Source organism: Limnohabitans sp. JirII-31 (assembly GCF_002778315.1).
Classification (GTDB): domain Bacteria; phylum Pseudomonadota; class Gammaproteobacteria; order Burkholderiales; family Burkholderiaceae_C; genus Limnohabitans.
Genome location: NZ_NESA01000003.1, coordinates 229,326 through 253,146 on the forward strand (window position 1 = coordinate 229,326; position 23,821 = coordinate 253,146).

The following is a 23,821-nucleotide window of genomic DNA, read 5'->3' on the forward strand; positions in this document are numbered from 1 at the left end:
GTTCCTGTGAGGTGTCTTGTATTGCTGCGTTTAGGCAGCGTCGTAGACCACTTCCAGCGAGGGTTTGATGTTTTCGTCTTTGCCCACCATGTCAAACACGGTGGCAGGTTCAAGCACCACATTGCGGCCCACCACATCGGCGCTGAACAAGCCCAGCAATTGGTCTTGCGTTTGTGGCTTGGGACGCTGGGGTGGCGCCTCGGCCACGTTCTTGGCCAACTCGGCAAACAGCGGGCCCCATTCACCATCAGGGCGGCCAATGATTTCGTAGCTGGCGCTCTTGCGGCGGATGTCTTCGTTGGCCGGAATGGAGGCCAGCACCGGAATGCCAGCGTTGCTGGCAAAGGCCTGGGCTTCGCCCGTGCCGTCGTCCTTGTTGATGACCATGCCTGCCACGCCGACGTTGCCACCGAGCTTGCGGAAATACTCCACCGCCGAGCACACGTTGTTGGCCACATACAGGGACTGCAAGTCGTTGCTGGCCACCACGATGACTTTTTGGCACATGTCGCGGGCAATCGGCAAACCGAAGCCACCGCACACCACATCGCCCAGAAAATCGAGCAGCACGTAGTCAAAGCCCCAGTCGTGAAAGCCCAGTTTTTCGAGCGTTTCAAAGCCGTGGATGATGCCGCGTCCGCCGCAGCCACGACCGACTTCAGGGCCGCCGAGTTCCATGGCAAACACACCATCGCGCTTGAAGCACACGTCGCCAATGCTGACCGCTTGGCCCGATAGCTTCAGACGCGAAGAGGTCTCGATGATGGTGGGACAGGCCTTGCCGCCAAACAGCAAGCTGGTGGTGTCGCTCTTGGGGTCGCAACCGATGAGCAGCACTTTTTTGCCTTGCTGGGCCATCATGTAAGACAGGTTGGCCAGCGTGAAGCTTTTGCCAATACCGCCCTTGCCGTAGATCGCAATGATTTGCGTCTCTTTGGTCACTTCGCTCGTGCTCACGGTGTCGGGCTCGACATCGGCCTCACGGCGCAGAACTTCTACGAACTTGATGGGTTGTGTGGTGGTGTCGGTGTTCATGCGGAAGCACTCCAATCCAGGATCATCTTGAGACAGCTCGCATCTCCGAAGGCGGTCTCGTAGGCAGAACCAGCTTGTGTCGATGGCTGGGTGTGGGTGATCAAACCGTCAAGGGACAAACGACCGGTGTGCACCAGCTCGCTGACGGCCAGTAAATCGGGGCGCTTCCACTCGGCAGCGATGCGCATGCGTGCTTCACGCATGAAGGCTGGGGCGTAGGCAAATTTCAGGTCTTGTTTGTAGAAACCAGCCAGCACCAGTTCGCCGCCGGGGCGCAAGCGCTGGATCAGACTGTCAAGCAGGCTGCCGTCACCGCTCACGTCGTAAATCGCGGCATAGTCGCGACGCGGGTCGTCTTGCGGTTGAATCACGGTGTAGCCCTGGGCACCCGCAAAACGCGCGGCCTGGGTTTCCCACACGGTAGGTGCTGGCAGCCCGGCAGCCACGGTCAGACGCGCCAGCAAACGGCCCATGACGCCATGGCCAATGATCAGCTCTGGCGCAGCAAAGGGTTCTTGCTGCCCACCACCAGACACCGCGTGGTAGGCCGTGGCAGCCAGCGCCAGCAGCACAGCCTGGGCACCCAAATGGTCGGCCACTGGCATGACTTTTTGAGCCGTGACCACCAAGCGTGAAGCCGCACCCCCAAACAAACTTTTGACACCAGAAAAACAGTTGGCACCTGGCACGAAGACGCGCTGCCCTTCTTGCACGCCGGTGTCTGTGGCCGAACGAACCACACGACCCACCGTTTCGTAGCCCGGCACCAAGGGGTATCCCATGCCTGGAAATGGCGGCATGCTGCCGTCCCAAAGCATGCGCTCGGTCCCGGTGCTGATGCCGCTGTATTCGACGGCGACCTCCAGTTGCCCAGCCTGCAAATCAGGCAAGTCCAAGGCCTGCAAGCTCAATTGCTTGGGGCTGTTGAAAACGACGGCTTGAGATTTCATAGCTGTATTCTTTACCTTACATTGTCATATGTCAAAGTTAATTGACACTTTTTTCAATACCAACGGGTAAACACTTAGATTTACGCCCCAAAAGTATCTGGGCGTGTATGGGCATGGCGTTGGGCACCCGCTCGACATGGGTGAAGCCAGCCGCTTTGATCATGTCCATCAACTCTTGCGGGGTGCGCAGGCGTCCATCCCCCATGGCCAGCAGATAAAAATGGAAATAAGCATCGACCGAGGCGTCGTTTGAGCCCCCTCCAGGCTCGGACAGGGCCATCGGCTCGGCCACCAAAATAGTGCCCCCGACAGGCAAGGCGTCGTAGGCTTTTTGCAAAATCTGACGCACCACGGCATCGGGGTGGTCGTGGGCCACACGGACCAAGCTGATGAGGTCAGCCCCTTGAGGCAAAGGGTCATCCAGAAAACTTCCCGGGTGCAGGCTGACCCGATCACTCAAGCCCTTGGCTTGAAGGTTTTCGCGCGCCAACGACAGCACGGGGGGCAAGTCAAACATCATGAAGTTCAGGTGTGGCGCATGCACGGCCAACTCGCTCACAAACCGACCCCGGCCTGCCCCCACGTCGAGTACGCAGCGGTGTTCGCCAAAAAAATACGACGACAAAATCTCTTGCACCACAAAGCCTTGAGAGGCCGCCATCAGCTCGGAGTACCGGGTGAACTTGTCTACACCGTTCGCGTCAGGTGTGGGTGCGGATTTGACATGCGCATAGGGCCAGTAATCGGCCATGCCACCGCGCCAAGCGTCGCCCAAGAAGTGCAATGGGTCCTGCATGTCTTGGTAGAGCAAATGGTTGTGCTCAATCATTTGAGCAATGCCCTCATGTTGTGCGAGTGGCACGCCCAAGGGACCGAGGCCATAACGCCCATGACTGCGTTGCTCTAACAGGCCCAAGGCCACGGCAGACAGGAGCAAGCGCTGCAAAACACTGGGAGCGAGCTTTGTGCGACGCGCTAGCTCTGCCAGATCGGCGGGAGCATGGTGCAAGGCCCGAAACAAGTCCAGACGCACACACGCCAGCAGAACTTGGCTGTGCACAAAACCGGACATGAGGTCAAACAGCTTGTGTGTGCGCCGGCGCGTGAGCCAGCGGGTCAAAGGGTTGCTCAAAGACCACCGGTACAAGCCCGGATGCGCATACCAGCGCTCAAGCTGGGCTTGCCAGAGGTCTTTGAATGTGGTCCTCGCACGATGGCCGGCGACAGTGGTCAGATCGAGTGGCTGAGACATGTGGATTCTTTCGCGTGAGGAGGTATTCAGCCCGCGCTCAGTGCGGCGTGCTGACTCGGCCAGAGGCCAAGCTCGCATGAGCTTTGAAATAACCATCGCACAGCGCCTTGGGCACCAAGCGTTCAGCTTCGTGCTGCACCAACTGACACAACATGTCACGGTAAGAGCAAGGAGGGATAGATGAAGCCGCTTGGTCAATCAGGCGGTCAAAATGTGCGATGGCCCCTTCCAGGCCTAGCGCTTGTGCTGAGCTGGGCCGCGCATGCAACACGTCCTGACCAACTGGCTTGCCCAAGCTGGCAGCATCGGCGATCACGTCCCGGATATCGTCTGCCACTTGATACGCCTCACCCAAATACGCCCCCAGGGGTGTCCAAGGTTCGGGGGGATGGCCACTGCTGAGTGCGCCCGCGCGGGTCGCTGAAACGAACAACGCTCCGGTCTTGGCCCTTTGATATCGCCCCAGGTCGGCACTGATTTCGCACTCCCAGGCCTGACCAGCCACGATGCCATGGGGCAAGCCCACGCCCTGCGTCAAGTTGTTCATCAAGGTCAAAAGTCGCTCGGTGTGCGGAGCTCCGGCTTGCAGCATGACCCGATAGGCCATGACGATCAGTCCGTCCCCAGCCAGCAACGCCAGCGGTTCGCTGAATGCCTTGTGCACAGAGGGGCGACCGCGCCTGGTGTCGGCATTGTCAAAAGCAGGCATATCGTCGTGTACCAGCGAAGCGCAATGCATCAGCTCCAGGGCCACCGCAGCGGCATTGGTCAACTCGGGCGCATCGTCACCGCATGCAGCAGCCACCGCCATGCACAACTGGGGCCGAATGCGGGCTCCTCCCGAAAAAACCGCATGCCGCATCGCGGCGACCAAACGCGGCGGGGCCCCGTCCCCCACCGCTTGCTCGAAATGGATGCGCAAGGCTTGCTCGGTGCGTGTCAATAAACTCATGGAACCTCCGATACGGAAGACTTGTCAACTGAAACTGACAAATACAAGTGTCAATATAGTCTTAATATTTTTGCTGTCAATCCTAATTGACACCAACCCTCATGATGAACACAAAATTACAGAATCACCATGCGCGACCAAGCCCAGCTACCATGCCCACCCAAGGGGGCGCACCATGGGCATTTGGTTGGAGTTAGGTATTTTTGGGTTGGTATTTGTGTTTGCTTTTTGGCAAATGCACGATGTGCGCAAGGCACAAGAAAAAACTCGTCAGCAGCGGGCTTTGGAGCAAACTCGCAAGGAGGCGGCATCGACGCAAACGACAGACGCCAACACTCAAAACGAAACCACCTAAGCTTAGGGTGAGCAGCGAATTGCGGTCAACGCAGTACGGTTGAGGACAAACAACTTAGTTGAGCGACGATTGCATGCCGAGCCCCCCCGATCAGAGATGGAAAGGCGGCTTCACATACATGTGGGGACAGCAAAGAACTGTTTGTATGTGCTGGTTGAGATGGACTTGTCCTCTCGACCTTTCATAGTTTGGCCGTTTTAATCACAGCCAAACTCATCTCTGAAATTCAGTGACATCCATCGTCACATGGAGAACGGCCAAAAGAAAAGCACTTAGGCGTTTCCGCTCTAAGTGCTTGCTTTATTTGGGGTGGCTGATGGGGCTCGAACCCACGACAACAGGAATCACAATCCTGGACTCTACCAACTGAGCTACAGCCACCGTAGAGGCAATATTATAACCGAGGAGTTTTGATCTCCACCTTGAATTTTTCTTTCAATAAGCCGTAATAGGCCAAACCTTCTGCCGATGCCCACCACTGGGCGTATTGCGCACGTTCTCGATCACGATTCTGAGCTGCGGCCCCCTCACGTGACATGATTTTTTCCACTTTAACAACGGCATACCCACTCGTGCCGAGGTCCACACCCACCCAAGCTGGCAGTTTTTGAGCATCAGCGCGCAAGGCGGCTTCAACCAGCGCACTGGGCTGTTGCTGAGTTTGCTCACGCGAGATCACCAGTGCAGCAGGCAGTTTGGCCGTGTCTGCATTGGCCTTCCACTCAGCCAACTTGGCAATGCCCTCTTGGCGAGCGCGTGCAGCAGACTGCTCTGCCACCCATTGTTGACGTACACGGGCTTTGACCTCATCCAATGGCAGTGTGCGTGCCGGGCTGTACTGAATCACACGCGCAGCAGCCAACTGGTTGGCTCCAACTTCCACCGCTTCGGTGTTGCGCTTTTTCTCAATTGAATCAGCAGAAAAAACGGCCGCCAACAGTTTGGGATTATTCAAAGGCGCGGTAGCTGTTTCTGCAGGCTCACGGCTTAAGTTTTTCGCCGTCAACACGTCAAGTTTCAAGCGCTCAGCAACGGGCTTGAGGCTGTCCGACTGCTCGTACACCATGTTGGTGAATTGCTCGGCCACCTCAGCAAATTTGCGTTGTGCCAACTGACGGCGCACCTCAGCTTCCAAGCTCGGGCGTTGCTCTTCAAAGCTCTTGACTTTAGGTTGCTTGATGTCTGTCAAACGGATGATATGAAAACCAAACTCTGTTTCCACCACCCCACTGGTCTCACCCTTTTTCAAAGAGAAAGCGACATCTTCAAAAGCCTTGACCATGGCACCACGGGCAAAGAAATCCAAGTCGCCCCCTTTGGCTGCAGAGCCAGGGTCTTGTGAGTTTTTACGAGCCAAGTCTGCAAACTTGTCAGGCGACTGTTGAACCAAGGCCAACAACTCTTGCGCTTTGGCGCGGGCTTTGTCGCGCTCAGCAGAAGGCATGGATTTGTCTGCACCAATCAAAATGTGGCTAACCCGACGCTCTTCGAGTGCGGCCAAACGCGACTGGTTTTGTTCGTAATAGGTTTTGAGCTCAGCTTCAGGCACTGCAATGCCTTTTTGCAAAGCAGCCAAGTCCAGCAACACATATTCCACATCGGCACGCTCCGTGGATTGAAAACGATCTGCGTGGGCTTTGTAATACGCCTGCAAGTCCTCATCGCTTGGGCTGACCTTGGTCACAAAATCAGCAGCAGCAAAGCGCACAATTTGCACTTGGCGTTGTTCATAAAAAGCATTCAGCGTCACATCGGCCAATGCAGCAGGCGCAAAACTCGTCACCCCTACACCTGCCATGACCTGGCGTGATGCCAAGTCAACCCGGACTTGGTTTTCAAAAGACTCTGGCGTCATACCCTGACTGCCCAATAGCTGGCGATAGCGCTCCATGTCTAACGTGCCATCGGCGCGACGCAATGCGGCAATGCTGGGGTTTTGTTGCAACTCAGTGGCCAAACGCTGGTCACTGGCGCCGAGTCGCAATTGACTGGCCGCAGCTTGCAACAAGCGATCTCGCACCAAGCGCTCCAGCGTGCTGTATTTGGCCTGGGGGCTGTCAAACACCTTCACGTCCACGTTGGGCATGCTCGCTCGCATGCGTTCGACCTGCGCACGATGCGCGTTGTCCCACTCGGACTGGGTGATCTCTTGTCCATTCACGTAAGCGACGGCCTCGCCTTTTTCACGAAAACGGTTGTAGCCATCGATGCCAAACAAAACAAACGATGGAAAGATCAGCAGGAACAGCAAAAACTGCATGATCCGGGTGTGGCGACGGACAAAATCAAACATGCTGTGAACTCGACATACTTTGGGTATCAATAAAAAAGGCGAACTGTGGTGTTCGCCTTATTCGAAAGTGGTGGGTGCTGACGGGGTCGAACCGCCGACCTACTGCGTGTAAGGCAGCCGCTCTGCCAACTGAGCTAAGCACCCATCCTTGATCCGAAGATCAGTTCAAAGCGTCTTTCAGACCTTTGCCTGGACGGAACTTTGGCACCTTGGCTGCTTTGATTTTGATCGCAGCGCCAGTACGGGGGTTACGACCCGTACGTGCAGCACGCTTGCCCACAGCAAAAGTACCAAAACCAACCAAAGAAACCGTGCCGCCTTTTTTCAAGGTGGTCTTCACAGCACCAATGGTGGACTCCAAAGCACGGGTAGCCGCAGCTTTGGAAATGTCAGCGTGCTTGGCAATGTGCTCAATCAGTTCAGTCTTATTCACAAAAATCCCCTCTCAATGAGATGTGATGTTGATCAAAATTTACAGCTGGTTTAACCCTAAGAAAAGATCACTGATCTTGTCTCAGAAACAGTCTGCGTTGGCAGTGACGCTGCTGTTGGCATTAGAGCCATGGCCCTTGTGGGTGTCAATCAGACAAACACCGGGCATCGCAGCGTGGCAGCGGATTCTAGTCGTTTTTTTAAGTGATTTGATGAAATTGCGAATGATAGAAATCTCACAAAACTTCAGCAATTGCTTTGCCCACATCGCTGGTGCGCGCGGTCCCACCAATGTCTGGCGTCTTAGGCGCACCACTCTTGGGATCGAGCACTTTTTCGATCGCGGCAAGCACTGCATCGTGCGCATCTTTGTGTCCTAAGAATTCCAACATCATGGCACCGCACCAAATTTGACCAATCGGATTGGCCAAACCTTTGCCTGCAATATCGGGGGCAGAGCCATGCACAGGTTCGAACAGCGAAGGAAATTTTCCTTCTGGATTCAAGTTGGCACTGGGCGCAATACCGATGGTACCGGTACATGCGGGGCCCAGGTCACTCAAGATGTCGCCAAACAAATTGCTGGCAACCACCACATCAAAGAAATCAGGACGTTGCACAAAGTGTGCGGTCAAGATGTCGATGTGAAATTTGTCGACGTTGATACCGGGGTAGCCCTTGGCCATCTCCACCACACGCTCGTCCCAGTAAGGCATGGTGATCGCAATGCCGTTGGATTTGGTGGCACTGGTCAAATGCTTTTTGGGGCGGCTTTGCGCCAATTCAAATGCGAACTTCAGCACACGGTCCACGCCAATGCGCGACATCACCGTCTCTTGCATCACGATTTCGCGCTCTGTCCCTGGGTACATGCGCCCACCAATGCTGGAATACTCACCCTCGGTGTTTTCACGCACGATGTACATGTCAATCTCACCCGGCTGACGTGGCGTGCCATCGCGACGTACCACGGGAGCAATGATGCCGGGCATCAAGCGCGCTGGGCGCAAGTTGATGTACTGGTCAAACTCACGACGAAACATCAGCAAAGAGCCCCACAGCGACACATGGTCTGCAATCTTTTCAGGCCAGCCCACGGCACCAAAGTAAATGGCATCGTGGCCACCGATTTGGTCTTTCCAGTTGTCAGGCAACATCTGGCCGTGCTTTTCGTAATAGTCCCAGCTCGAAAAATCGAAATGGTCAAACTTCAAATCAATGCCAAATTTGCGCGCAGCAGCATCCATCACACGGATACCCTCAGGCATCACCTCTTTGCCAATGCCGTCGCCAGCAATGACCGCAATTCGTTTTTGACTCATCTTCAACCTTTAAAAATCAAGCGTCAATTTTAGGTGGACGCACCACCAAGCTGACGCCCAAAGCCGTCAGCGCAATGCCAGCGATTGTCACGAAGGTGATCGCTTCACCAAACAAAAACCAAGCAATCACCGCCGTGGTGGGAGGCACCAGATACATCAGACTTGTCACAGAAGCCGCAGCGCCGCGTTGGATCAGCATGTACAGCAGTGAACTCCCGCCAAGAGTCAGCCCCACCACAGACCAAGCCATCGCGCCAACCATCTCGCCATTCCATTGCGCCTGCTCTGTTTCCATCAATGCAATCGGCAAAGTCACCAACAAAGCGGCCATCAGTTGCACTGTGTTGGCACTGCGCACATCACACGGCGTGACATAGCGTTTTTGGTACAAGGTTCCGGTGGTGATGGACAGCAAAGCCATGGTGGCCATCGTCAAACTCCATGCACTCACCTCCACGCCACCTTCAAATTTGCGCGCCAAAACCAGTGCCAAACCTAAAAATCCGAGCAACAAACCTAACCACTGCCGACGTGACACATGACCACCGCGAGAGGACAACCACACCGCCGTCAGCACGGGTTGCAAGCCGACAATCAAGGCAGACAAGCCCGATCCCATCCCCACTTTGACGGCAGCCCACACGCCCCCCAAGTAGCCTGCGTGCATCAACACGCCCGTGACAGCCAAGTGCCCCCATTGCGCCCGCCCTTGAGGCCATTGAACACGAGCCACGCGGATCCACACCAAGAAACAGGCAATCGAGAAAAAGTAACGCCACGCCAAAAAGGTAAACGGCGGCGAATTGGGCATGCCATAGCGCGCCACGATAAAACCGGTGCTCCAGATGCCCACAAACACGACGGGCATGACACGCAACCAGGCCAGCTTGTGCTGATCTCCCATAAAGATTATTTGGCGTGGCGCAATATGTCTGGCCAGGCTTTTTGCAGGTAGTACACCATCGACCACACGGTCAAGACACCGGCAATCCAAATCAGCACCAAGCCCCACATCGCCGTGTCAATGACGCCAAACAACATGCCATCAAACAGCAAAAACGGAATCGCCACCATCTGTACCGTCGTCTTGAGCTTGCCCAGCACATGCACGGCCACGCTGCGCGAGGCGCCAATTTGTGCCATCCACTCACGCAAGGCCGAAATGGCAATCTCACGACCAATGATGATCAAAGCCACCAACACATCAGCACGCCCCAAATGAACCAACACCAGCAAACTGGCACACACCAAAAACTTGTCGGCCACCGGGTCTAAGAAGGCACCAAAAGCAGATGTTTGATTGAGCTTGCGCGCCAAGTAACCATCCAGCCAATCGGTCAAGGCGAACACCACGAACATCACCGTCGCCCAAAGGTTTTGATCTGCCTTGTCCATCGGCAAATAAAACAGCCCCACGATCAGCGGAATCGCCACGATTCGGGTCAAAGTCATCAAAGTGGGAATGGTCCACATAAGCGTCACTCGTAAACGATTTGGGCCTGACCCTGGTGGGCCTGAGCCATCCAGCTGGCCAGTGCCGCATCGCTGGGGAAAAATTTGGCGTTGTCGCCAAGTTGTATCTCGGCCTTGGCGCCCTCGCGCAACAGCCGCAAGCGTACACCCATGCCACGCACCAACTCGCCCTGCTCCGATTGCTCCACCTTGGCGGGGTGCTCACGCAGCAAACGGGCAATGTCGGGGGCCGTGCCGTTGACCAACACGCGCAGGTATTTGCCAAAGCGGCAACGGGCCTGCGCCAAATCCCACACCTGGGTGATCGAAAACCGCAAGCCGCCCGAGAAACGATCTGGCGTGGCCTTGCCCATGACAATCACCAACTCATCGTCTTTCAAGGTATTGCGGTAGGTGTTGATGGTGGCCTCGTCGGCCGTGGCTTCAATCACCGCCGACTTGTCGTCGAGCTTGAAGATGGCCAACTTGCCGCGCTGGCCATTGATCACCCGCATGTCACTCACAATGCCCGCCAACAACTGTGGCTCACGTGAATCCATCAGGTTTTCAATGCGCTGCTTGGCAAACTGGCGCACCTCACGCTCCACTTCGTCAAACAAGTGGCCTGAGATGTAAAAACCCAAAGCCACTTTCTCGTGTGTCAAACGCTCTTTGACGCCCCATGGCAAGGTCTCCACCAAATCGGGCTCTTGCGTGCTCGAACCGTGGGTGTCCTCACCCATCATGTCAAACAAGCCTCCCTGATTGGCATTGGCCTCGCTGGCACTGGCAAAGTCAAACGCGCGTTCCACGCTGGCCAGCAGGGCCGCACGGTTCAAATGCAAGTTATCAAACGCACCGGCTTTGATCAACGCCTCCACCGTGCGCTTGTTCAGGCGGCTGCGGTCCACACGGCGGCAAAAATCGAACAAGCTCGTGAAAGGCCCCTCGGCCTCGCGTGCGGCCACGATGGCCTCGATCGCTTGCTGGCCCGAACCCTTGATGGCTCCCAGGCCATAACGAATCACTTTGTCTGAAATCGGTTCAAACCGGTAGACACCGCGGTTGACGTCGGGCGACTCGAACGACAAGCCCATCTTCTGCGCATCTTCAAACAAGACCTTGAGCTTGTCGGTGTCGTCCATCTCCACCGTCATGTTGGCGCAGAAAAACTCGGCCGTGTAATGCACCTTCAGCCAACCCGTGTGATAGGCCAGCAGCGAGTAAGCAGCAGCGTGCGACTTGTTGAAGCCGTAGCCCGCGAACTTCTCCATCAAGTCGAAAATCTCGTCGGCTTTTTCTTGGGGAATATTGTTCTTGGCTGCACCGGCGCGGAAGATTTCGCGGTGCTCGGCCATCTCTTCGGCCTTCTTCTTACCCATCGCACGGCGCAACAAGTCGGCGCCGCCCAGTGAATAGCCACCCAAGATCTGCGCGGTCTGCATCACCTGCTCTTGGTAGACCATGATGCCGTAGGTCTCCGACAACATCTCAGACACCAAAGGGTGCGGGTACTCGATCTCTTCGCGCCCGTGCTTGCGCGCCACAAAGCTCGGGATCAGGTCCATCGGGCCTGGGCGGTACAAGGCGTTGAGCGCGATCAGGTCTTCCAGGCGCGTCGGGCGCGCGTCGCGCAACATGCCTTGCATGCCACGACTTTCAAACTGAAAGACGGCTTCGGTTTTGCCGTCTTGGAACAAGCGGTACGTCGCCGCGTCGTTGAGTGGAATGTTCTCAAACGCGAAGTTTTCTTGGCCTTTGTGGCGTTGGATGATGAAGTCGCGCGCAATCTCCAAGATGGTCAGCGTGGCCAAGCCCAAAAAGTCGAACTTCACCAAGCCAGCGGCTTCCACATCGTCTTTGTCGTACTGGCTCACCGCCGAGTCACTGCCAGGCTGCTGGTACAGCGGACAAAAATCTGTCAGCTTGCCCGGCGCAATCAATACACCCCCAGCATGCATGCCCACGTTGCGGGTCATCCCTTCAAGTTTTTGCGCCAACGCCAGCAAAGTTTTGACTTCGTCTTCTTTGTCCAGACGCTCGGCCAAGATGGGCTCGGCCTCAATGGCCCCTGCGATCGTGATGTGCTGACCCGGTTTGTTCGGAATGAGTTTGCTGATGCCGTCGCAAAAGGTGTAGCTCATATCCAGCACACGTCCCACATCACGGATGGCCGCACGTGCGGCCATGGTGCCGAAAGTGGCAATCTGGCTCACCGCATCACGACCGTACTTGTCTTTCACATAGTCAATCACGCGGTCGCGGTTGGTCTGGCAAAAGTCAATGTCAAAGTCGGGCATTGACACCCGTTCAGGGTTCAAGAACCGCTCGAACAGCAAGTTGTATTGCAGCGGGTCCAAGTCGGTGATCTTGAGGGCATACGCAACCAACGACCCGGCACCCGAACCACGGCCCGGCCCTACGGGACAGCCGTTTTTCTTGGCCCAGTTGATGAAATCGCCCACGATCAAAAAGTAGCCCGGAAAGCCCATCTTCAAAATCGTGCCGATTTCGAACTCCAAGCGCTCCACATAACGTGGGCGCTCTTTGTCTCGCACACCCACATCAGGGTACAGATGGGCCAAGCGTTCTTCCAGCCCTTCGTGCGAGGCAAAACGGAAATACTCGTCAATCGGCATGCCGTTGGGCGTGGGGTAATTAGGCAACTGCGGCTTGCCCAGCGACAAGGTGAGGTTGCAGCGGCGCGCGATCTCCACCGTGTTGGCCAAGGCCGAGGGCACATCGGCAAACAAGGCCTGCATTTCAGCCGATGACTTGAAGTACTGATCGCGGGTGAAGCGTCGCACACGACGCTGGTTGCCCAAAATCTCGCCCTCAGAAATACACACCCGCGCCTCATGAGCCTCGTAGTCGTCAGGCAAGGTGAACTGCACCGGATGCGTGGCCACCACTGGCAAGCTCAAGCGCGCAGCCAACTGCACCGCGGCCAGCACATGGGCTTCGTCTTCGGGCCGCCCGGCGCGTTGCAACTCCACATAAAAGCGGTGCGGAAAAATACCCGCCAACTGCAAAGCCACTTCGCTGGCCCGCGTGGTGTCGCCTTGCACCAAGGCCTGGCCCAATGCACCCGCCTGGGCGCCTGACAAGGCAATCAAGCCTTGCGACAGCTCCTTGAGCCATTCCAGTTTGATGACACCCACCGCCTTGATGACGTTTTGCGTCCAGCCACGGCTGATCAATTCGCACAGATTCAAATAGCCTTGGTGGTTTTGCACCAACAAAATCATGCGCGAGGTCTGCGCTGCGTCTTGGGTCAGGCTTTCCAGAAAAATTTCTGCCCCCACCAAGGGCTTGACGCCTTTGCCACGCGTCTCTTTGTAGAACTTGATGGCACCGTACAGGTTGTTGAGATCGGTGATGGCCAAGGCTGGCTGCTCATCGGCCGCGGCAGCCTTCACGATCTCGTCAATGCGGTTGGTTCCATCGACGACAGAAAACTCGGTGTGAAGGCGCAGGTGAACAAACATGCCGCAGATTGTAGGGATTCAAACGACCGCACGACCTCTTTAAAATCGTTGGGTGAACACGATTTTGAATATTTCTTGCTACAAGTTTGTCGCCATGCCCGACGCGGCCGACTTGCACCAACCTTGTCTTGACCAAGCGCTCGCGCGTCAACTCAAAGGCACGATTTTGATTGCCGAAGAAGGCATCAACTTTTTTCTGGCGGGCTCTGCTGAAAGCGTGCGCGGTTTTTTGGACTGGCTGCGCCTAGACCCGCGCCTGGCAGATCTCAACCCCAAAGAGAGTTGGTCAGCCACACAGCCCTTTCGCAAAATGCTGGTCAAGGTCAAGCGCGAGATCATTCGCATGAACCACCCCAGCATCCGCCCCGAACAAAGCCGCGCTCCTGCGGTCACACCGGCCACTGCCAAACGCTGGCTCGACCAAGGCCATGACGACGAAGGCCGCGCAGTGGTGACACTGGACACACGCAACCAATTTGAAATTGACCACGGCACGTTTGACAACACCCTCAACTGGGGTTTGTCCAAATTCACCGAATTCCCAGATGCTGTGCAAGCGCACAAAGCGGCGCTGCAAGACAAAACCGTGATCAGCTTTTGCACCGGTGGAATTCGCTGCGAAAAGGCCGCCATCTACATGCGCAACGCCGGTCTGGAACACGTCTACCAGCTCGAAGGCGGCATTCTCAAATACTTTGAAGAAGTGGGCGACGCGCACTACAACGGAGGTTGCTTTGTGTTCGATGAGCGCGAAGCCCTGGCACCTGACTTGAGTGCCGTCAAATAAACACCTGGGCAGTCACGCCTGCAACAAATGCAGCACGTCTGAGCGGAACTCGCGGGTGTACAAGATGGCCACCACCAGCATGGTGGTCAACACAAAAATCAACGGTGAAAAAAACCAGCCCATGGCGGCGAATGAAAAATAATAGGCTCGTAAGCCACCATTGAATGTTTCTGCGGCCAAGCCCGTCATGGCAGCAGCCCGGTTGGCAAACACCACCGGATCAGCCAGCCCTTGCTCAAAGTCTTTGGCAGGTGGCATTGAGCCGATCAACAACGAGACAAACGTGTATTGACGCATTGACCACGAAAAGCGGAAAAACGCGTACACAAAAATCACCACCAACACCAAGATCTTGAACTCAAACACCAAGGTGGGGGTTTGTTCGGCAAACGGTATCTCGCGCACCAGTTCTGCGGCTTTGTCGGTGGTGCCTAACAAAGCAAACAAACCACCCAAAATCAAAATGGTGGTGGAGCAAAAAAACGAAGGGGTGGCCGACAGGCTTTGCGTGATGATGCCGTCGAGCATGCGTGGATCACGCGCTGTGGCCTGGAGCATCCACAGATGACGGTAACGATTCGTCAGGACGAGGATAGAAGTTTGATCATCGCTCCAGTGCTTGGCAAACAACGCGTAGCCCGCCCACAGCACCACAAAAAATCCGAGTGCAAACCAATCGGCCCAGGGGAGGAGTTGAATGATTTTCATGGAATCATGCTAACCCCAATCCTCCCCTCTTCAAACACTCAGCCGCGCAACTTGGCAGCCACTTGGGCCACACGTTCGCCATAGGCTTTGGCGGTGTCCAAGTCACCTTGGGGAATGTCGGCTGCGGGGCTGGTGGGGCCAACTTGCGCCATCAAACCCGAGTTAGAACCGATGCGGTTGATGTTGCCATCGTTCAGTGCGGGTTGACCCACCCAGATCATGCCGTTTTGCATGGCCAAGGTGATGAAGTACTGAATGGTCGACAACTTGTCGCCGCTTGGGCTGGCCGAGATGGTGAAGCCACCCGCCACTTTGTCTTTCCAAGCACTGGTGAACCAACGCTTAGACGTTGCGTCAGCAAACTTCTTGAACTGCCATGACGCCATACCCATGTAGGTGGGCGAGCCAAAGATGATGGCGTCAGCCGCATCCACCACCGCCCAGTCGGCATCGCTCAAATTGCCATCGGCGTCGATGGTGATCAGATCCGCTTTGGCACCTTCGGCCACAAATTGAGCCACGCGCTGGGTATGGCCGTAACCGGAATGGAAAACAACAACAGTTTTTGTCATGAGAGGGTCCTAAGTAAACGAAAGAAAAAGAGTGACTATGTTTTGTCGGTACGAATTATTCCGCGGCCTTTTTGGCGTCCAGGCTGAAAGCACCGGCACCCGCAGAAGCCAACACCAACAAGCCACCGACAACAGCCACGTTCTTGAAGAACAACAATTGCTGCACAAAAGCTTGGTCAGGCGCAGCCGCCCAGAAAGCGTGGAAGAAGAACGTCGCGACCAAAGTAAACAAGGCCAGCACTGCCGCTGCAATGCGGGTTTGGAAGCCCACGATCAGTGCCACAGAGCCCACAATTTCGACCGCCAGGGCCAAAGCCGCACCGACCTGAGGCAAGGGCAAACCGACCGAAGCGATGTAACCCACAGTGCCTTCGAAGCCCGTGAGTTTGGACAAACCTGCGGGCAAAAACAAAGCAACAAACAGCAAACGACCGACGAGATTGAGAACGTTGTTCATGAAAATTTCCTTTAAGAAGAGAAGTGAAAAATAAAAAATCAAGATGCCAGGTCAAAGACCAGCACCTCGGCTTCTGTTCCCTGATTCAGGGTGATGTTCGATTCGCCATCCAGCATGGCGGCGTCGCCAGCATTCAATGCCACGCCGTTGACGTGTACGCTGCCGCGCACCAGATGGACATAACCTTTGCGATGAGGGGCCAACACCAGCGTTGCGGTTTCGGCACCGTCAAACAAACCGGCGTACAAGGCGGCATCGGCGTGGATCTTGACCAAGGCACCCTCTGGCCCGGCAATGCGGCTCAAGGCACCGCGTTTGCTGGCGGGTGGCACTGTGTGCTGCTCGTAACTCGGTGCAATGCCGCGTACATTGGGTTCGATCCAAATTTGAAAGAAATGGGTGGTTTGCTCAGGCGCGTGATTGAACTCGCTGTGCATCACGCCACTGCCTGCGCTCATGCGCTGCACGTCGCCCGGTGGAATGCCTTTGACATTGCCCATGTTGTCTTTGTGCGCCAACTCACCGCTGAGCACGTAGCTGATGATTTCCATGTCACGATGGCCATGGGTGCCAAAACCCGTGCCGGGTGCAATGCGGTCTTCATTGATCACACGCAAATTGCCCCAGCCCATGAACTCGGGATCATGGTAATTGGCGAATGAAAAACTGTGGAACGAGCGCAACCAGCCGTGGTCGGCGTAGCCGCGATCTTGGGATTTGCGAAGGGTCAGCATGGTTTGATTTCTCCTGTGACCTGAACTGTAGGCCTGACCAACACCTGGCAAGTGCATCTCATTTGATGGCATCATTCAAATAATTTGAACGATCAGGCCCAACCCCATGCCCTCTCCCCGTGACGTCCTGACCCCAGATTCGCTGGCCATGCTCCACGCCATTGAAAAAGCAGGCAGCTTTGCCGCCGCAGCGCGAGGCCTCGGCCTGGTGCCCAGCGCTCTCACCTACCGTGTGCGCCAAATCGAAGACGCGCTGGATGTGCTGCTGTTTGACCGCAGTTCACGCCACGCCAAACTCACCGCCGCAGGCCATGAACTGATGCGTGAGGGTGAGCGACTGTTGGCCGACATGGACGCCATTGCCAACCGCGTGCGCCGCGTGGCCACAGGTTGGGAGAGTCAGTTCACCATTGCAGTGGACGGCATCATCGATCGCATCACCGTGATGGAGCTGTGCGAAGCCTTCTTGGCGCAATCACCCCCTACCCGCTTGAAGCTGCGCGACGAAACCCTCACCGGCACCCTGGAGGCACTGACCAACGGCCAAGCGGACTTGGCCCTTGGCATTCCCGGCAACCCCGGCGGCAGCGGCACTGCAGCGGGCATCCACAGCCACCTTCTGGGCCCAATGCGTTTTGTCTTTGCCGTGTGTCCACAGCATCCGCTGGCAAAAGCCCCGGAGCCCTTGAGCGATGTGCTGATTGGCCAACACCGCGCGGTGGCCGTGGCCGACTCGGTGCAACGCGGCAGCGGCATGACGATTGGCTTGCTGCCAGGGCAAGACGTATTCACCGTCCCCAACATGATCGCCAAGATTGACGCCCAGGTGCGCGGTTTGGGCGTGGGTTTTGTCCCCGAGTCTCTGGCCCAGCCCTTGATCGATGCCGGACGCCTTCAAGTGCGCGAGGTCGAGCGCCCACGACGCGAAGCGCAACTCAGCTACGCCTGGCGCATTCCCGATGGCAGCGAAGGCGAACGCGGCGGGCGCGCCTTGCAGTGGTGGCTCAAGCAACTCAAGAGCCCGGCCACGCGTGCTGCCTTGTTGGTGAACCCCCGACGTCCAAAAGCCTCTCGCAGCGTGTAGAGTGCAGCTATGACACTTCACATCGCCATCATCGGCGCCGGCATGGCCGGCATCACCGCCGCACGCACCCTGACCCAAGCAGGACACCAGGTGCATGTGTTTGAAAAAAGCCACGGCGCGGGCGGACGCATGTCCACCCGTGACAGCGCGTTTGGCAACTTCGACCATGGCACGCAGTACTTCACTGTGCGCGACGCCCGTTTTTCGTTGGCGCTGCAAACCGTGCCCGGCACCACGGAAATTTGCCGCCCCTGGAGCGCCAACGCCGTGCGCGTGCTCGACCCACTGGGCCATGTGTTTGAAGCCGCACGCCCCACCAAAGAAGCCCACTTTGTAGCCAGCCCAGGCATGAACGCGCTGGTGCGCCACTGGGCACAACCGCTGGGCAATGCCTTGCATTTTCAAAACCAAGTGCAACGCCTGGAACGCAACGCCAAAGGTCAGTGGACCGTGCACAGCCTCAACAGCAGCACGGGCAAAGACGTGGCAGAAAAGCACAGCGGCTACGACCGTGTGTTGTTGGCCATGCCATCGGTGCAAGCCCAACAGCTGTTGCGCAACTCAGGCAGCGCTGTCGCCAAGACGCACTTCATGGAAGCCATGGCCAAGGTGCAAGTGGCTCCTTGCTGGACGCTGATGCTGGCCTTCCCCAACGCGAGCCAACCCAACCTGCCCCACCTGGGGCCGCAGTGGAACGCCGCGCGCAGCACCCACCACCGTGTGGCTTGGTTGGCGCGTGAATCGTCCAAACCCAAACGCAGCAAGATCGAGCGCTGGACCGTACAGGCCAGTGCCACCTGGTCGCAAGAGCACCTGGAAGACGATGCACCCCGCGTGCAAGCCAAACTCTTGCGTGCGTTCTCTGAACTCACAGGCATCCGCGCAGAGCCCAGCCATGCCGAAGTCCACCGTTGGCGCTATGCCCAAACCTTGGTGCCGTTGGGTGTGTCCCACCAGTACCACGCAGGCACAGGCCTGGGCACCTGTGGCGACTGGCACTTGGGCCACCGCGTTGAAGACGCCTTTGTGTCGGGCCTGGAGTTGGCTTTGACCGTGTGTCAATCGGCACACCGTTTGTAATTGCCCTACATCGGTCGTTTCGCTCCCTCTCCCACGGGCCCGCTGCATGCGGGCTCGTTGGTTGCTGCCCTGGCCAGTTGGCTCGACGCACGCGCACACGGCGGGCAATGGCAGGTGCGCATCGAGGACGTGGACACACCGCGCTGCATACCTGGTGTCGACCAGCTCATCTTGCAACAACTGGTGCGCTGCGGCTTGGTGTCCGATGGACCGGTGTTGTGGCAATCCACGCGCGATGACGCCTACCAAACGGCGCTGAACCACCTCATGGCCCAAGGCTGGGCTTACCCCTGTGGCTGTTCACGCAAAGACATTGAAACCGCCCAGGCCCTGCAAGGCCACGCACGCCAACGTCACGCAGCTGCCGTCTACCCCGGTACTTGTCGCCACGGCCTGAACGGCAAAGCCGCACGCGCCTGGCGCTTGAATGTGCAGCGCGTGATCGACGACTTGAAACTCACCGTGCCCTTGACCTGGCAAGACCGTGCATTGGGCCCTCAAAACCAAGACGTGGCGCAAGAGGTGGGCGACTTCGTGCTGCGTCGTGCCGATGGCCTGTGGGCCTACCAACTCGCCGTGGTGGTGGACGATGGCGCGCAAGGCATCAGCCACATCGTGCGTGGTGCAGACCTCACCGACAACACCGCCCGCCAAATCGTGCTGCAACAGGCCTTGGGCTTGCCCACACCCAGCTACCTGCACACGCCCTTGGTGTTGGGTGAGAACGGTGAGAAATTGAGCAAACAAAACGGGGCGCAAGCTTTGGACTTGCATGATCCACTGGCGGCCTTGAATGCAGCGGCGCAAGTGCTGGGTCTTGCGGCCTGCACAAGCTCTATAGAAGACGCTTTACGTCAGTGGACGCAAGCCTCACTCTCGCCAAGCTTCGTACCCCAAAGGTAAAAGCATTTAATTTTTGATTCAACTTCGGTAAAATTTAAACGTTCACCATACAACGCTGCAACATGATCAAAACCACCGCACTCAAACACAAACAGCCGAGCCTAAAGGCTGTGATGCGTGCTGTGGCTAGCTCCACCGCTGTGGAAACAGGTCAAAACATTGCGCAGCTAGAACAAAAACTACGCCCCCCCCAAAACCGTTTTGCGCACATCAAGCTGGCTCGTTAAGGTTGTCGTCACCCGCAACCATCGCCGCGCGTACAAACTCGCACATTGGCTCGTAGTTTCCAGAAAAACCAGCGTGAATCGCGTTGATGTAATCCGTCTTGCGAAGTTCCCAAGCGCTGTAATCTAGCGGCCCATGGTCGGCCTGCACGGCCATCACATCAGCCAACAAGCGCGACAAACGGCCGTTGCCCTCGCGAAATGGGTGAATAAGGATGAACTCCACATGCGTCACTGCGATGGACATCACTAACTCGTCTTCCGAAAGTTGGCTACACGGTGTATGGAGCGCCAAACAATGCGTCGCAAGAGGCCCAAAGGGAGGAATACAGGTCGGATTTTTTAATGGCCATAGCCGATGATTATCAGTGCCTATCCTCGGTGAAACGTCGATGACAACACCCGCCAGCCTTGGGGAAGCTGTATCAGCTGGTACGACTGTCGCCAACGCCGAACGAGTGATCCGTCCTCACGCAGCATGAGCCAGTCAAACGACACCAAGCAGCTATCGCAGCCCATGCGCAAGATATCAAAGTCCTGCATCTCAAACCGAGCATAGCCTTCGCTTCGCCAAGTTTGTGCCACTGCTGCATACAAGCGCGCACCCTCTGCATGCGTGGCGATGGTCATGACCGATCCATCCCCACGAACGCTGAGCGCGGGCTCATGAAAAAGCGCAGCAAATGCTGTCCAGTTTTGTTGGTCAAACAAAGACTGGTAGCGTTGAAAAAATTCAGTTACTTCTTGCATCAAACATCGCTCCAACAGTTTTAGAGGCTTGAGTGATATGAGCATAAGCCACGTACCCACGATAATCTGCGTTTCGATCAAACACGTTCCGCCATGACCACGCCCGATACCCCACAGCCCGACGCCCCCTTCATGCGCGTCATCAAAACCTATGTGCTGCGCGCAGGGCGCATGGGGCCCGGTCAGACCCGTGCCTTCGATCAATTCGGTCCACAATTTTTGGTGCCTTACCAGCCCGAACGTCTCGATGCCACCGCTACGTTTGGCCGCGCTGCCCCGCTGATTTTGGAGATTGGTTTTGGTATGGGCGACGCCACCGCCAAAATTGCACAGACTCGACCTGATGACAATTTTTTGTGTTGCGAAGTGCATGCGCCGGGCGTGGGTGCCTTGCTCAAGCGCTGCGGCGAAGAAGGCATTGGCAACATCCGCATCGTGCAACATGATGCGATAGAGGTGATGGACCACATGCTGGGCGACAACAGCCTGGACGGCGTGCATATTTTCTTTCCTGACCCCTGGCACAAAAGCCGCCATCACAAACGCCGTTTGATCCAAAGCCCATTTGTGAACCGACTGGCCCACCACATCAAGCCCGGTGGCTATTTGCACTTGGCCACCGACTGGGAACCCTATGCCGAACAAATGCTGCAAGTGGTGAGCGCAGAACCTTTGCTGAAAAACACAGCCACCGATGCCAGCGGCTTTGCCCCCAAGCCCAGCTACCGCCCGCTCACCAAGTTTGAAAACCGAGGCCTCAAGCTCGGCCACGGTGTGTGGGACTTGGTGTTCACCAAAGTCTGAGCGCCGCACCGGTTGGTCGCCATGGCTCGCCCACCCAGCGTGCGCACCATCCCCACCCGCGACGGCGTGAGCCCGAGTTGTGTCGCCTTACCCCCCGGGCCCTGGGCCACGGTGTTGGACTTTTTGGCGGAGCGTTTACCCACCGTACCTCGACTGGAATGGTCCAAGCGCTTGGCCAATGGCGAAGTGCTGGACGAACACGGACACGCGGTACACGCCGAACAGCCTTATGCCAGCGGCACCCGCTTGTTCTACTACCGACACATTGCCGATGAGCCTGATTTGCCGGTGCAAGAGCGCATCGTGTTTCAAGACGATCACTTGGTGGTGGCCGACAAGCCCCACTTCATGCCCGTCACACCGGGCGGGCAGTATGTGCGCCAGAGTTTGCTGGTGCGCTTGAAGCGCCAGCTGGGCATCGACAGCTTGAGCCCCGTGCACCGCATCGACCGCGAAACCGCAGGCCTGGTGCTGTTGTGTGTGCGCCCACAAGACCGCAACGCTTACCAAGCCTTGTTTCGGGAGCGGCAGGTGCACAAGGTGTACGAAGCCGTCGCGCCTTACCGCGCCGAGTTGACGCTGCCACTGACACGTCGCAGCCGCATCGAAGCCTGCACCACACAGTTTTTTCGCTCCGAGGAAATAGAGGGCACACCCAACAGCGAAACCACGCTGTCGCTGCTCCAGGTGCAAGGCAACAGCGCGCTGTACCGCCTAGAGCCCGTCACAGGCAAGCGCCACCAACTGCGCATCCACATGCAAGCACTCGGTTTGCCCATTGAGGGTGATCAGTTCTACCCGCAGGTGCTGCGCAACGCGGGCGCAGCCGAAGACTTCAGCCAGCCACTGCAACTGTTGGCGCGCAGCCTGACCTTCACCGACCCCGTCACGGGCAAGCAGCGCAGCTTCACCAGCGGGCAAAGCTTGCGCATGGCGGTCTGATCCAGCACGCGCCATCAGCGCTGCGAATCAGGCTCCGAATCAGACGCCGATTTCGCGGGCGGTGATTTGGTACTTGAAGCTGTCTGGCGCGTAAGAGTCCAGGCGACCGTCGGCGGTCTCTGCCACCGGGTACATCAAAAAGCCCAAGCGGTCTTCCTGGCTGCCCGGCAGGGCCACGTCGTGGGCCGTGTTCCAGCCCAACCAGTTGCCTTCCCAGCCGCCAAACAAGGTGCTGTAGACGGGTTTGACCACCGGGTTGTCGGTGCGTTTGATCCACTCGGGCGTTTCCAGGCGCATGACCTTGGCCACATCGGCTGGGTCCATCGCCACCCAACCATGGGCTTGCAAGTACACCTCGGCACGGCAGTGCTGCGCACCTTTCAAGCTGGTGGGGTTGCCCGAAAGCTCTTTGTAGCCAAAAGCCGAAGGCACCAAACGAATGCCATACACGTCGCGCGCAGGCACGCCCACCGAGCGGCACAGCCCCACAAACAAGGCGTTGATGTCGGCGCATTTACCGCCCAGATTACCGGTCTCCAGCATGGCTTTGATGTCGCCCTCGCCGCAACCGCGCACCTTGGGTTCGCGCCACGCATTGGCCACCACCCAGTTGTAGATGGCGCGGGCTTTTTGCACATCGGTGTGGGCACCTTGGGTGGCTGCGAGCGCGGTGGTGCGCACAATGCCGTCGGTCGGCAGCAAGTGCGTGGCACGGGTGTAGAAACGCTGCGTGCCTGCGTCTTCACGGGTGAAGGCTGGGCTTGCGGCAAGGTCTAAATTGACTTGGCGGTTTTGCGTTTGCACGCGGCTGGTGATTTCCACAAACGGCTTGCCCACATTGGCTGAAAACTCGGTGTAGAGCATGCGCGCGCCTTCAGCGCCATCGCTGGTCATGCGCGAGGTGCCGTTGCTGGCAAAGCTGCTCTCCAGCGAACGCTGCCAGTCGGAGTTGATGCTCGGCACGGGCAGCCACACACGCGTGGGGCCTTTGGCTTCGGCAACGTCCACACGAGTGGTCACCTCAAAGGTACGCCACTGGCCCGCTTGGGGCGCAAAGCGGCGCTCGGTAGTGATAGGAGAAGTGGCAGGGGAAGTGGTTTGGGCACGCACAAAGCTGGGCACACCGGCAAGGGTGGCCAACGCAGCGGCCCCCTTAAGAAGGGAACGACGCACGGGGGTCATGAAGAGATCTCCGAAATAGGATGAAGACCTGTCGGCACACACGAGGTGCAATCGCTGCTGCAC

Annotated in this window: 25 protein-coding genes and 2 tRNA genes; 8 read left to right on the forward strand and 19 right to left on the reverse strand. The window is 57.2% G+C overall.

The window, feature by feature from the left end; all coding sequences use genetic code 11:
• Nucleotides 1-30: 30 nt before the first annotated feature.
• Genes B9Z41_RS06170 through B9Z41_RS06185 form a run of 4 tightly spaced genes read right to left on the reverse strand, consistent with a single transcriptional unit; the run spans nucleotide 31 to nucleotide 4,189 of the window.
• A complete protein-coding gene (locus B9Z41_RS06170) occupies nucleotides 31-1,035 on the reverse strand; it encodes a chlorophyllide a reductase iron protein subunit X (protein ID WP_100146168.1) in 1,005 nt (334 codons plus the stop codon).
• The gene (bchC, locus tag B9Z41_RS06175; protein ID WP_100146169.1) at nucleotides 1,032-1,985 is read right to left on the reverse strand and encodes a chlorophyll synthesis pathway protein BchC; all 954 of its coding nucleotides are present in this window, start codon (nucleotides 1,983-1,985) and stop codon (nucleotides 1,032-1,034) included. The genes B9Z41_RS06170 and bchC overlap by 4 nt, the downstream gene beginning before the upstream one ends.
• A gap of 37 nt (nucleotides 1,986-2,022) precedes the next feature.
• The gene (locus B9Z41_RS06180; RefSeq protein WP_100146170.1) at nucleotides 2,023-3,237 is read right to left on the reverse strand and encodes a methyltransferase; all 1,215 of its coding nucleotides are present in this window, start codon (nucleotides 3,235-3,237) and stop codon (nucleotides 2,023-2,025) included.
• Nucleotides 3,238-3,274: 37 nt separating this feature from the next.
• The gene (locus B9Z41_RS06185; protein ID WP_100146171.1) at nucleotides 3,275-4,189 is read right to left on the reverse strand and encodes a polyprenyl synthetase family protein; all 915 of its coding nucleotides are present in this window, start codon (nucleotides 4,187-4,189) and stop codon (nucleotides 3,275-3,277) included.
• Nucleotides 4,190-4,364: 175 nt separating this feature from the next.
• Here B9Z41_RS06185 and B9Z41_RS06190 point away from each other — a divergent pair, with 175 nt between their 5' ends.
• Nucleotides 4,365-4,544, forward strand: coding sequence for a hypothetical protein (locus tag B9Z41_RS06190; protein WP_100146172.1), 180 nt, complete (start codon nucleotides 4,365-4,367; stop codon nucleotides 4,542-4,544).
• Between the two features lie 305 nt (nucleotides 4,545-4,849).
• On the opposite strand, the gene B9Z41_RS06195 is transcribed toward B9Z41_RS06190, so the two are convergent.
• From B9Z41_RS06195 to dnaE, 8 genes are all read right to left on the reverse strand, one after another.
• Nucleotides 4,850-4,925 (reverse strand) — tRNA-His (locus B9Z41_RS06195).
• Nucleotides 4,926-4,938: 13 nt separating this feature from the next.
• Nucleotides 4,939-6,837 (reverse strand): SurA N-terminal domain-containing protein, encoded by a 1,899-nt coding sequence (locus tag B9Z41_RS06200; protein ID WP_100146173.1) that lies wholly within the window; start codon nucleotides 6,835-6,837, stop codon nucleotides 4,939-4,941.
• Between the two features lie 68 nt (nucleotides 6,838-6,905).
• Nucleotides 6,906-6,981: transfer RNA gene (locus tag B9Z41_RS06205), tRNA-Val, on the reverse strand.
• A gap of 16 nt (nucleotides 6,982-6,997) precedes the next feature.
• Complete coding sequence (locus tag B9Z41_RS06210) at nucleotides 6,998-7,270, reverse strand: HU family DNA-binding protein (protein ID WP_100146174.1); 273 nt, start codon at nucleotides 7,268-7,270, stop codon at nucleotides 6,998-7,000.
• 235 nt (nucleotides 7,271-7,505) lie between these two features.
• Nucleotides 7,506-8,591: a tartrate dehydrogenase gene (locus B9Z41_RS06215; RefSeq protein ID WP_100146175.1), complete on the reverse strand. Its 1,086-nt coding sequence runs from the start codon at nucleotides 8,589-8,591 to the stop codon at nucleotides 7,506-7,508.
• Between the two features lie 16 nt (nucleotides 8,592-8,607).
• Nucleotides 8,608-9,495 (reverse strand): DMT family transporter, encoded by an 888-nt coding sequence (locus B9Z41_RS06220; protein ID WP_100146176.1) that lies wholly within the window; start codon nucleotides 9,493-9,495, stop codon nucleotides 8,608-8,610.
• 5 nt (nucleotides 9,496-9,500) lie between these two features.
• Nucleotides 9,501-10,064: a CDP-diacylglycerol--glycerol-3-phosphate 3-phosphatidyltransferase gene (gene pgsA, locus B9Z41_RS06225; RefSeq protein ID WP_100146177.1), complete on the reverse strand. Its 564-nt coding sequence runs from the start codon at nucleotides 10,062-10,064 to the stop codon at nucleotides 9,501-9,503.
• A gap of 5 nt (nucleotides 10,065-10,069) precedes the next feature.
• The gene (gene dnaE / locus B9Z41_RS06230; protein ID WP_100146178.1) at nucleotides 10,070-13,531 is read right to left on the reverse strand and encodes a DNA polymerase III subunit alpha; all 3,462 of its coding nucleotides are present in this window, start codon (nucleotides 13,529-13,531) and stop codon (nucleotides 10,070-10,072) included.
• A 52-nt stretch (nucleotides 13,532-13,583) separates the two neighbouring features.
• Between dnaE and B9Z41_RS06235 the strand changes: the two genes are divergently transcribed.
• Complete coding sequence (locus B9Z41_RS06235; protein ID WP_100146179.1) at nucleotides 13,584-14,318, forward strand: sulfurtransferase; 735 nt, start codon at nucleotides 13,584-13,586, stop codon at nucleotides 14,316-14,318.
• 12 nt (nucleotides 14,319-14,330) lie between these two features.
• Here the strand turns inward: B9Z41_RS06235 and B9Z41_RS06240 are convergent, their stop codons facing one another.
• Genes B9Z41_RS06240 through B9Z41_RS06255 form a run of 4 tightly spaced genes read right to left on the reverse strand, consistent with a single transcriptional unit; the run spans nucleotide 14,331 to nucleotide 16,789 of the window.
• A complete protein-coding gene (locus B9Z41_RS06240) occupies nucleotides 14,331-15,026 on the reverse strand; it encodes a DUF599 domain-containing protein (RefSeq protein ID WP_100146180.1) in 696 nt (231 codons plus the stop codon).
• A 38-nt stretch (nucleotides 15,027-15,064) separates the two neighbouring features.
• Nucleotides 15,065-15,598, reverse strand: a complete 534-nt coding sequence (locus B9Z41_RS06245; protein WP_100146181.1) for a flavodoxin family protein — start codon at nucleotides 15,596-15,598, stop codon at nucleotides 15,065-15,067.
• 55 nt (nucleotides 15,599-15,653) lie between these two features.
• Nucleotides 15,654-16,055: a DoxX family protein gene (locus B9Z41_RS06250; RefSeq protein ID WP_100146182.1), complete on the reverse strand. Its 402-nt coding sequence runs from the start codon at nucleotides 16,053-16,055 to the stop codon at nucleotides 15,654-15,656.
• 38 nt (nucleotides 16,056-16,093) lie between these two features.
• Nucleotides 16,094-16,789 (reverse strand): pirin family protein, encoded by a 696-nt coding sequence (locus tag B9Z41_RS06255; RefSeq protein ID WP_100146183.1) that lies wholly within the window; start codon nucleotides 16,787-16,789, stop codon nucleotides 16,094-16,096.
• A gap of 106 nt (nucleotides 16,790-16,895) precedes the next feature.
• Between B9Z41_RS06255 and B9Z41_RS06260 the strand changes: the two genes are divergently transcribed.
• The 4 genes from B9Z41_RS06260 (at nucleotide 16,896) to B9Z41_RS17130 (ending at nucleotide 20,083) form a co-directional block, all read left to right on the forward strand.
• Nucleotides 16,896-17,873 (forward strand): LysR family transcriptional regulator, encoded by a 978-nt coding sequence (locus B9Z41_RS06260; RefSeq protein WP_100146184.1) that lies wholly within the window; start codon nucleotides 16,896-16,898, stop codon nucleotides 17,871-17,873.
• A 9-nt stretch (nucleotides 17,874-17,882) separates the two neighbouring features.
• Complete coding sequence (locus B9Z41_RS06265; RefSeq protein ID WP_108300450.1) at nucleotides 17,883-18,953, forward strand: NAD(P)/FAD-dependent oxidoreductase; 1,071 nt, start codon at nucleotides 17,883-17,885, stop codon at nucleotides 18,951-18,953.
• Nucleotides 18,954-19,856, forward strand: coding sequence for a tRNA glutamyl-Q(34) synthetase GluQRS (gene gluQRS / locus B9Z41_RS06270; RefSeq protein WP_100146185.1), 903 nt, complete (start codon nucleotides 18,954-18,956; stop codon nucleotides 19,854-19,856).
• Nucleotides 19,857-19,918: 62 nt separating this feature from the next.
• The gene (locus B9Z41_RS17130) at nucleotides 19,919-20,083 is read left to right on the forward strand and encodes a hypothetical protein (protein ID WP_199172947.1); all 165 of its coding nucleotides are present in this window, start codon (nucleotides 19,919-19,921) and stop codon (nucleotides 20,081-20,083) included.
• Here the strand turns inward: B9Z41_RS17130 and B9Z41_RS06275 are convergent.
• Entirely contained in the window at nucleotides 20,067-20,528 is a 462-nt protein-coding gene (locus B9Z41_RS06275; RefSeq protein ID WP_369823294.1) for a Fic family protein, read from the reverse strand. The two genes, B9Z41_RS17130 and B9Z41_RS06275, sit on opposite strands and share 17 nt — an antisense overlap.
• On the reverse strand, nucleotides 20,453-20,830 hold the full coding sequence (locus B9Z41_RS06280; protein ID WP_100146187.1) for a nuclear transport factor 2 family protein: 378 nt from the start codon (nucleotides 20,828-20,830) through the stop codon (nucleotides 20,453-20,455). The genes B9Z41_RS06275 and B9Z41_RS06280 overlap by 76 nt, the downstream gene beginning before the upstream one ends.
• A 93-nt stretch (nucleotides 20,831-20,923) precedes the next feature.
• Here B9Z41_RS06280 and trmB point away from each other — a divergent pair, with 93 nt between their 5' ends.
• Entirely contained in the window at nucleotides 20,924-21,634 is a 711-nt protein-coding gene (gene trmB, locus B9Z41_RS06285) for a tRNA (guanosine(46)-N7)-methyltransferase TrmB (RefSeq protein WP_100146188.1), read from the forward strand.
• Between the two features lie 21 nt (nucleotides 21,635-21,655).
• A complete protein-coding gene (locus B9Z41_RS06290) occupies nucleotides 21,656-22,576 on the forward strand; it encodes a pseudouridine synthase (RefSeq protein WP_100146189.1) in 921 nt (306 codons plus the stop codon).
• A gap of 39 nt (nucleotides 22,577-22,615) precedes the next feature.
• On the opposite strand, the gene B9Z41_RS06295 is transcribed toward B9Z41_RS06290, so the two are convergent.
• Nucleotides 22,616-23,758 (reverse strand): transglutaminase-like domain-containing protein, encoded by a 1,143-nt coding sequence (locus B9Z41_RS06295; protein ID WP_100146190.1) that lies wholly within the window; start codon nucleotides 23,756-23,758, stop codon nucleotides 22,616-22,618.
• Nucleotides 23,759-23,821: the final 63 nt, after the last annotated feature.

Bases quoted from the DNA above. Each gene is read 5' to 3' on its own strand.
- B9Z41_RS06200 (WP_100146173.1), bottom strand. From the start codon at position 6,837: ATGTTTGATTTTGTCCGTCGCCACACCCGGATCATGCAGTTTTTGCTG.
- bchC (WP_100146169.1), bottom strand. From the start codon at position 1,985: ATGAAATCTCAAGCCGTCGTTTTCAACAGCCCCAAGCAATTGAGCTTG.
- B9Z41_RS06240 (WP_100146180.1), bottom strand. From the start codon at position 15,026: ATGAAAATCATTCAACTCCTCCCCTGGGCCGATTGGTTTGCACTCGGA.
- B9Z41_RS06215 (WP_100146175.1), bottom strand. From the start codon at position 8,591: ATGAGTCAAAAACGAATTGCGGTCATTGCTGGCGACGGCATTGGCAAA.
- B9Z41_RS06220 (WP_100146176.1), bottom strand. From the start codon at position 9,495: ATGGGAGATCAGCACAAGCTGGCCTGGTTGCGTGTCATGCCCGTCGTG.
- dnaE (WP_100146178.1), bottom strand. From the start codon at position 13,531: ATGTTTGTTCACCTGCGCCTTCACACCGAGTTTTCTGTCGTCGATGGA.
- B9Z41_RS06290 (WP_100146189.1), top strand. From the start codon at position 21,656: ATGGCTCGCCCACCCAGCGTGCGCACCATCCCCACCCGCGACGGCGTG.
- B9Z41_RS06265 (WP_108300450.1), top strand. From the start codon at position 17,883: ATGACACTTCACATCGCCATCATCGGCGCCGGCATGGCCGGCATCACC.
- B9Z41_RS06250 (WP_100146182.1), bottom strand. From the start codon at position 16,055: ATGAACAACGTTCTCAATCTCGTCGGTCGTTTGCTGTTTGTTGCTTTG.
- B9Z41_RS06180 (WP_100146170.1), bottom strand. From the start codon at position 3,237: ATGTCTCAGCCACTCGATCTGACCACTGTCGCCGGCCATCGTGCGAGG.
- B9Z41_RS06295 (WP_100146190.1), bottom strand. From the start codon at position 23,758: ATGACCCCCGTGCGTCGTTCCCTTCTTAAGGGGGCCGCTGCGTTGGCC.
- B9Z41_RS06255 (WP_100146183.1), bottom strand. From the start codon at position 16,789: ATGCTGACCCTTCGCAAATCCCAAGATCGCGGCTACGCCGACCACGGC.
- trmB (WP_100146188.1), top strand. From the start codon at position 20,924: ATGACCACGCCCGATACCCCACAGCCCGACGCCCCCTTCATGCGCGTC.
- B9Z41_RS06185 (WP_100146171.1), bottom strand. From the start codon at position 4,189: ATGAGTTTATTGACACGCACCGAGCAAGCCTTGCGCATCCATTTCGAG.
- B9Z41_RS06245 (WP_100146181.1), bottom strand. From the start codon at position 15,598: ATGACAAAAACTGTTGTTGTTTTCCATTCCGGTTACGGCCATACCCAG.
- pgsA (WP_100146177.1), bottom strand. From the start codon at position 10,064: ATGTGGACCATTCCCACTTTGATGACTTTGACCCGAATCGTGGCGATT.
- B9Z41_RS17130 (WP_199172947.1), top strand. From the start codon at position 19,919: ATGATCAAAACCACCGCACTCAAACACAAACAGCCGAGCCTAAAGGCT.
- B9Z41_RS06280 (WP_100146187.1), bottom strand. From the start codon at position 20,830: ATGCAAGAAGTAACTGAATTTTTTCAACGCTACCAGTCTTTGTTTGAC.
- B9Z41_RS06190 (WP_100146172.1), top strand. From the start codon at position 4,365: ATGGGCATTTGGTTGGAGTTAGGTATTTTTGGGTTGGTATTTGTGTTT.
- B9Z41_RS06170 (WP_100146168.1), bottom strand. From the start codon at position 1,035: ATGAACACCGACACCACCACACAACCCATCAAGTTCGTAGAAGTTCTG.
- B9Z41_RS06260 (WP_100146184.1), top strand. From the start codon at position 16,896: ATGCCCTCTCCCCGTGACGTCCTGACCCCAGATTCGCTGGCCATGCTC.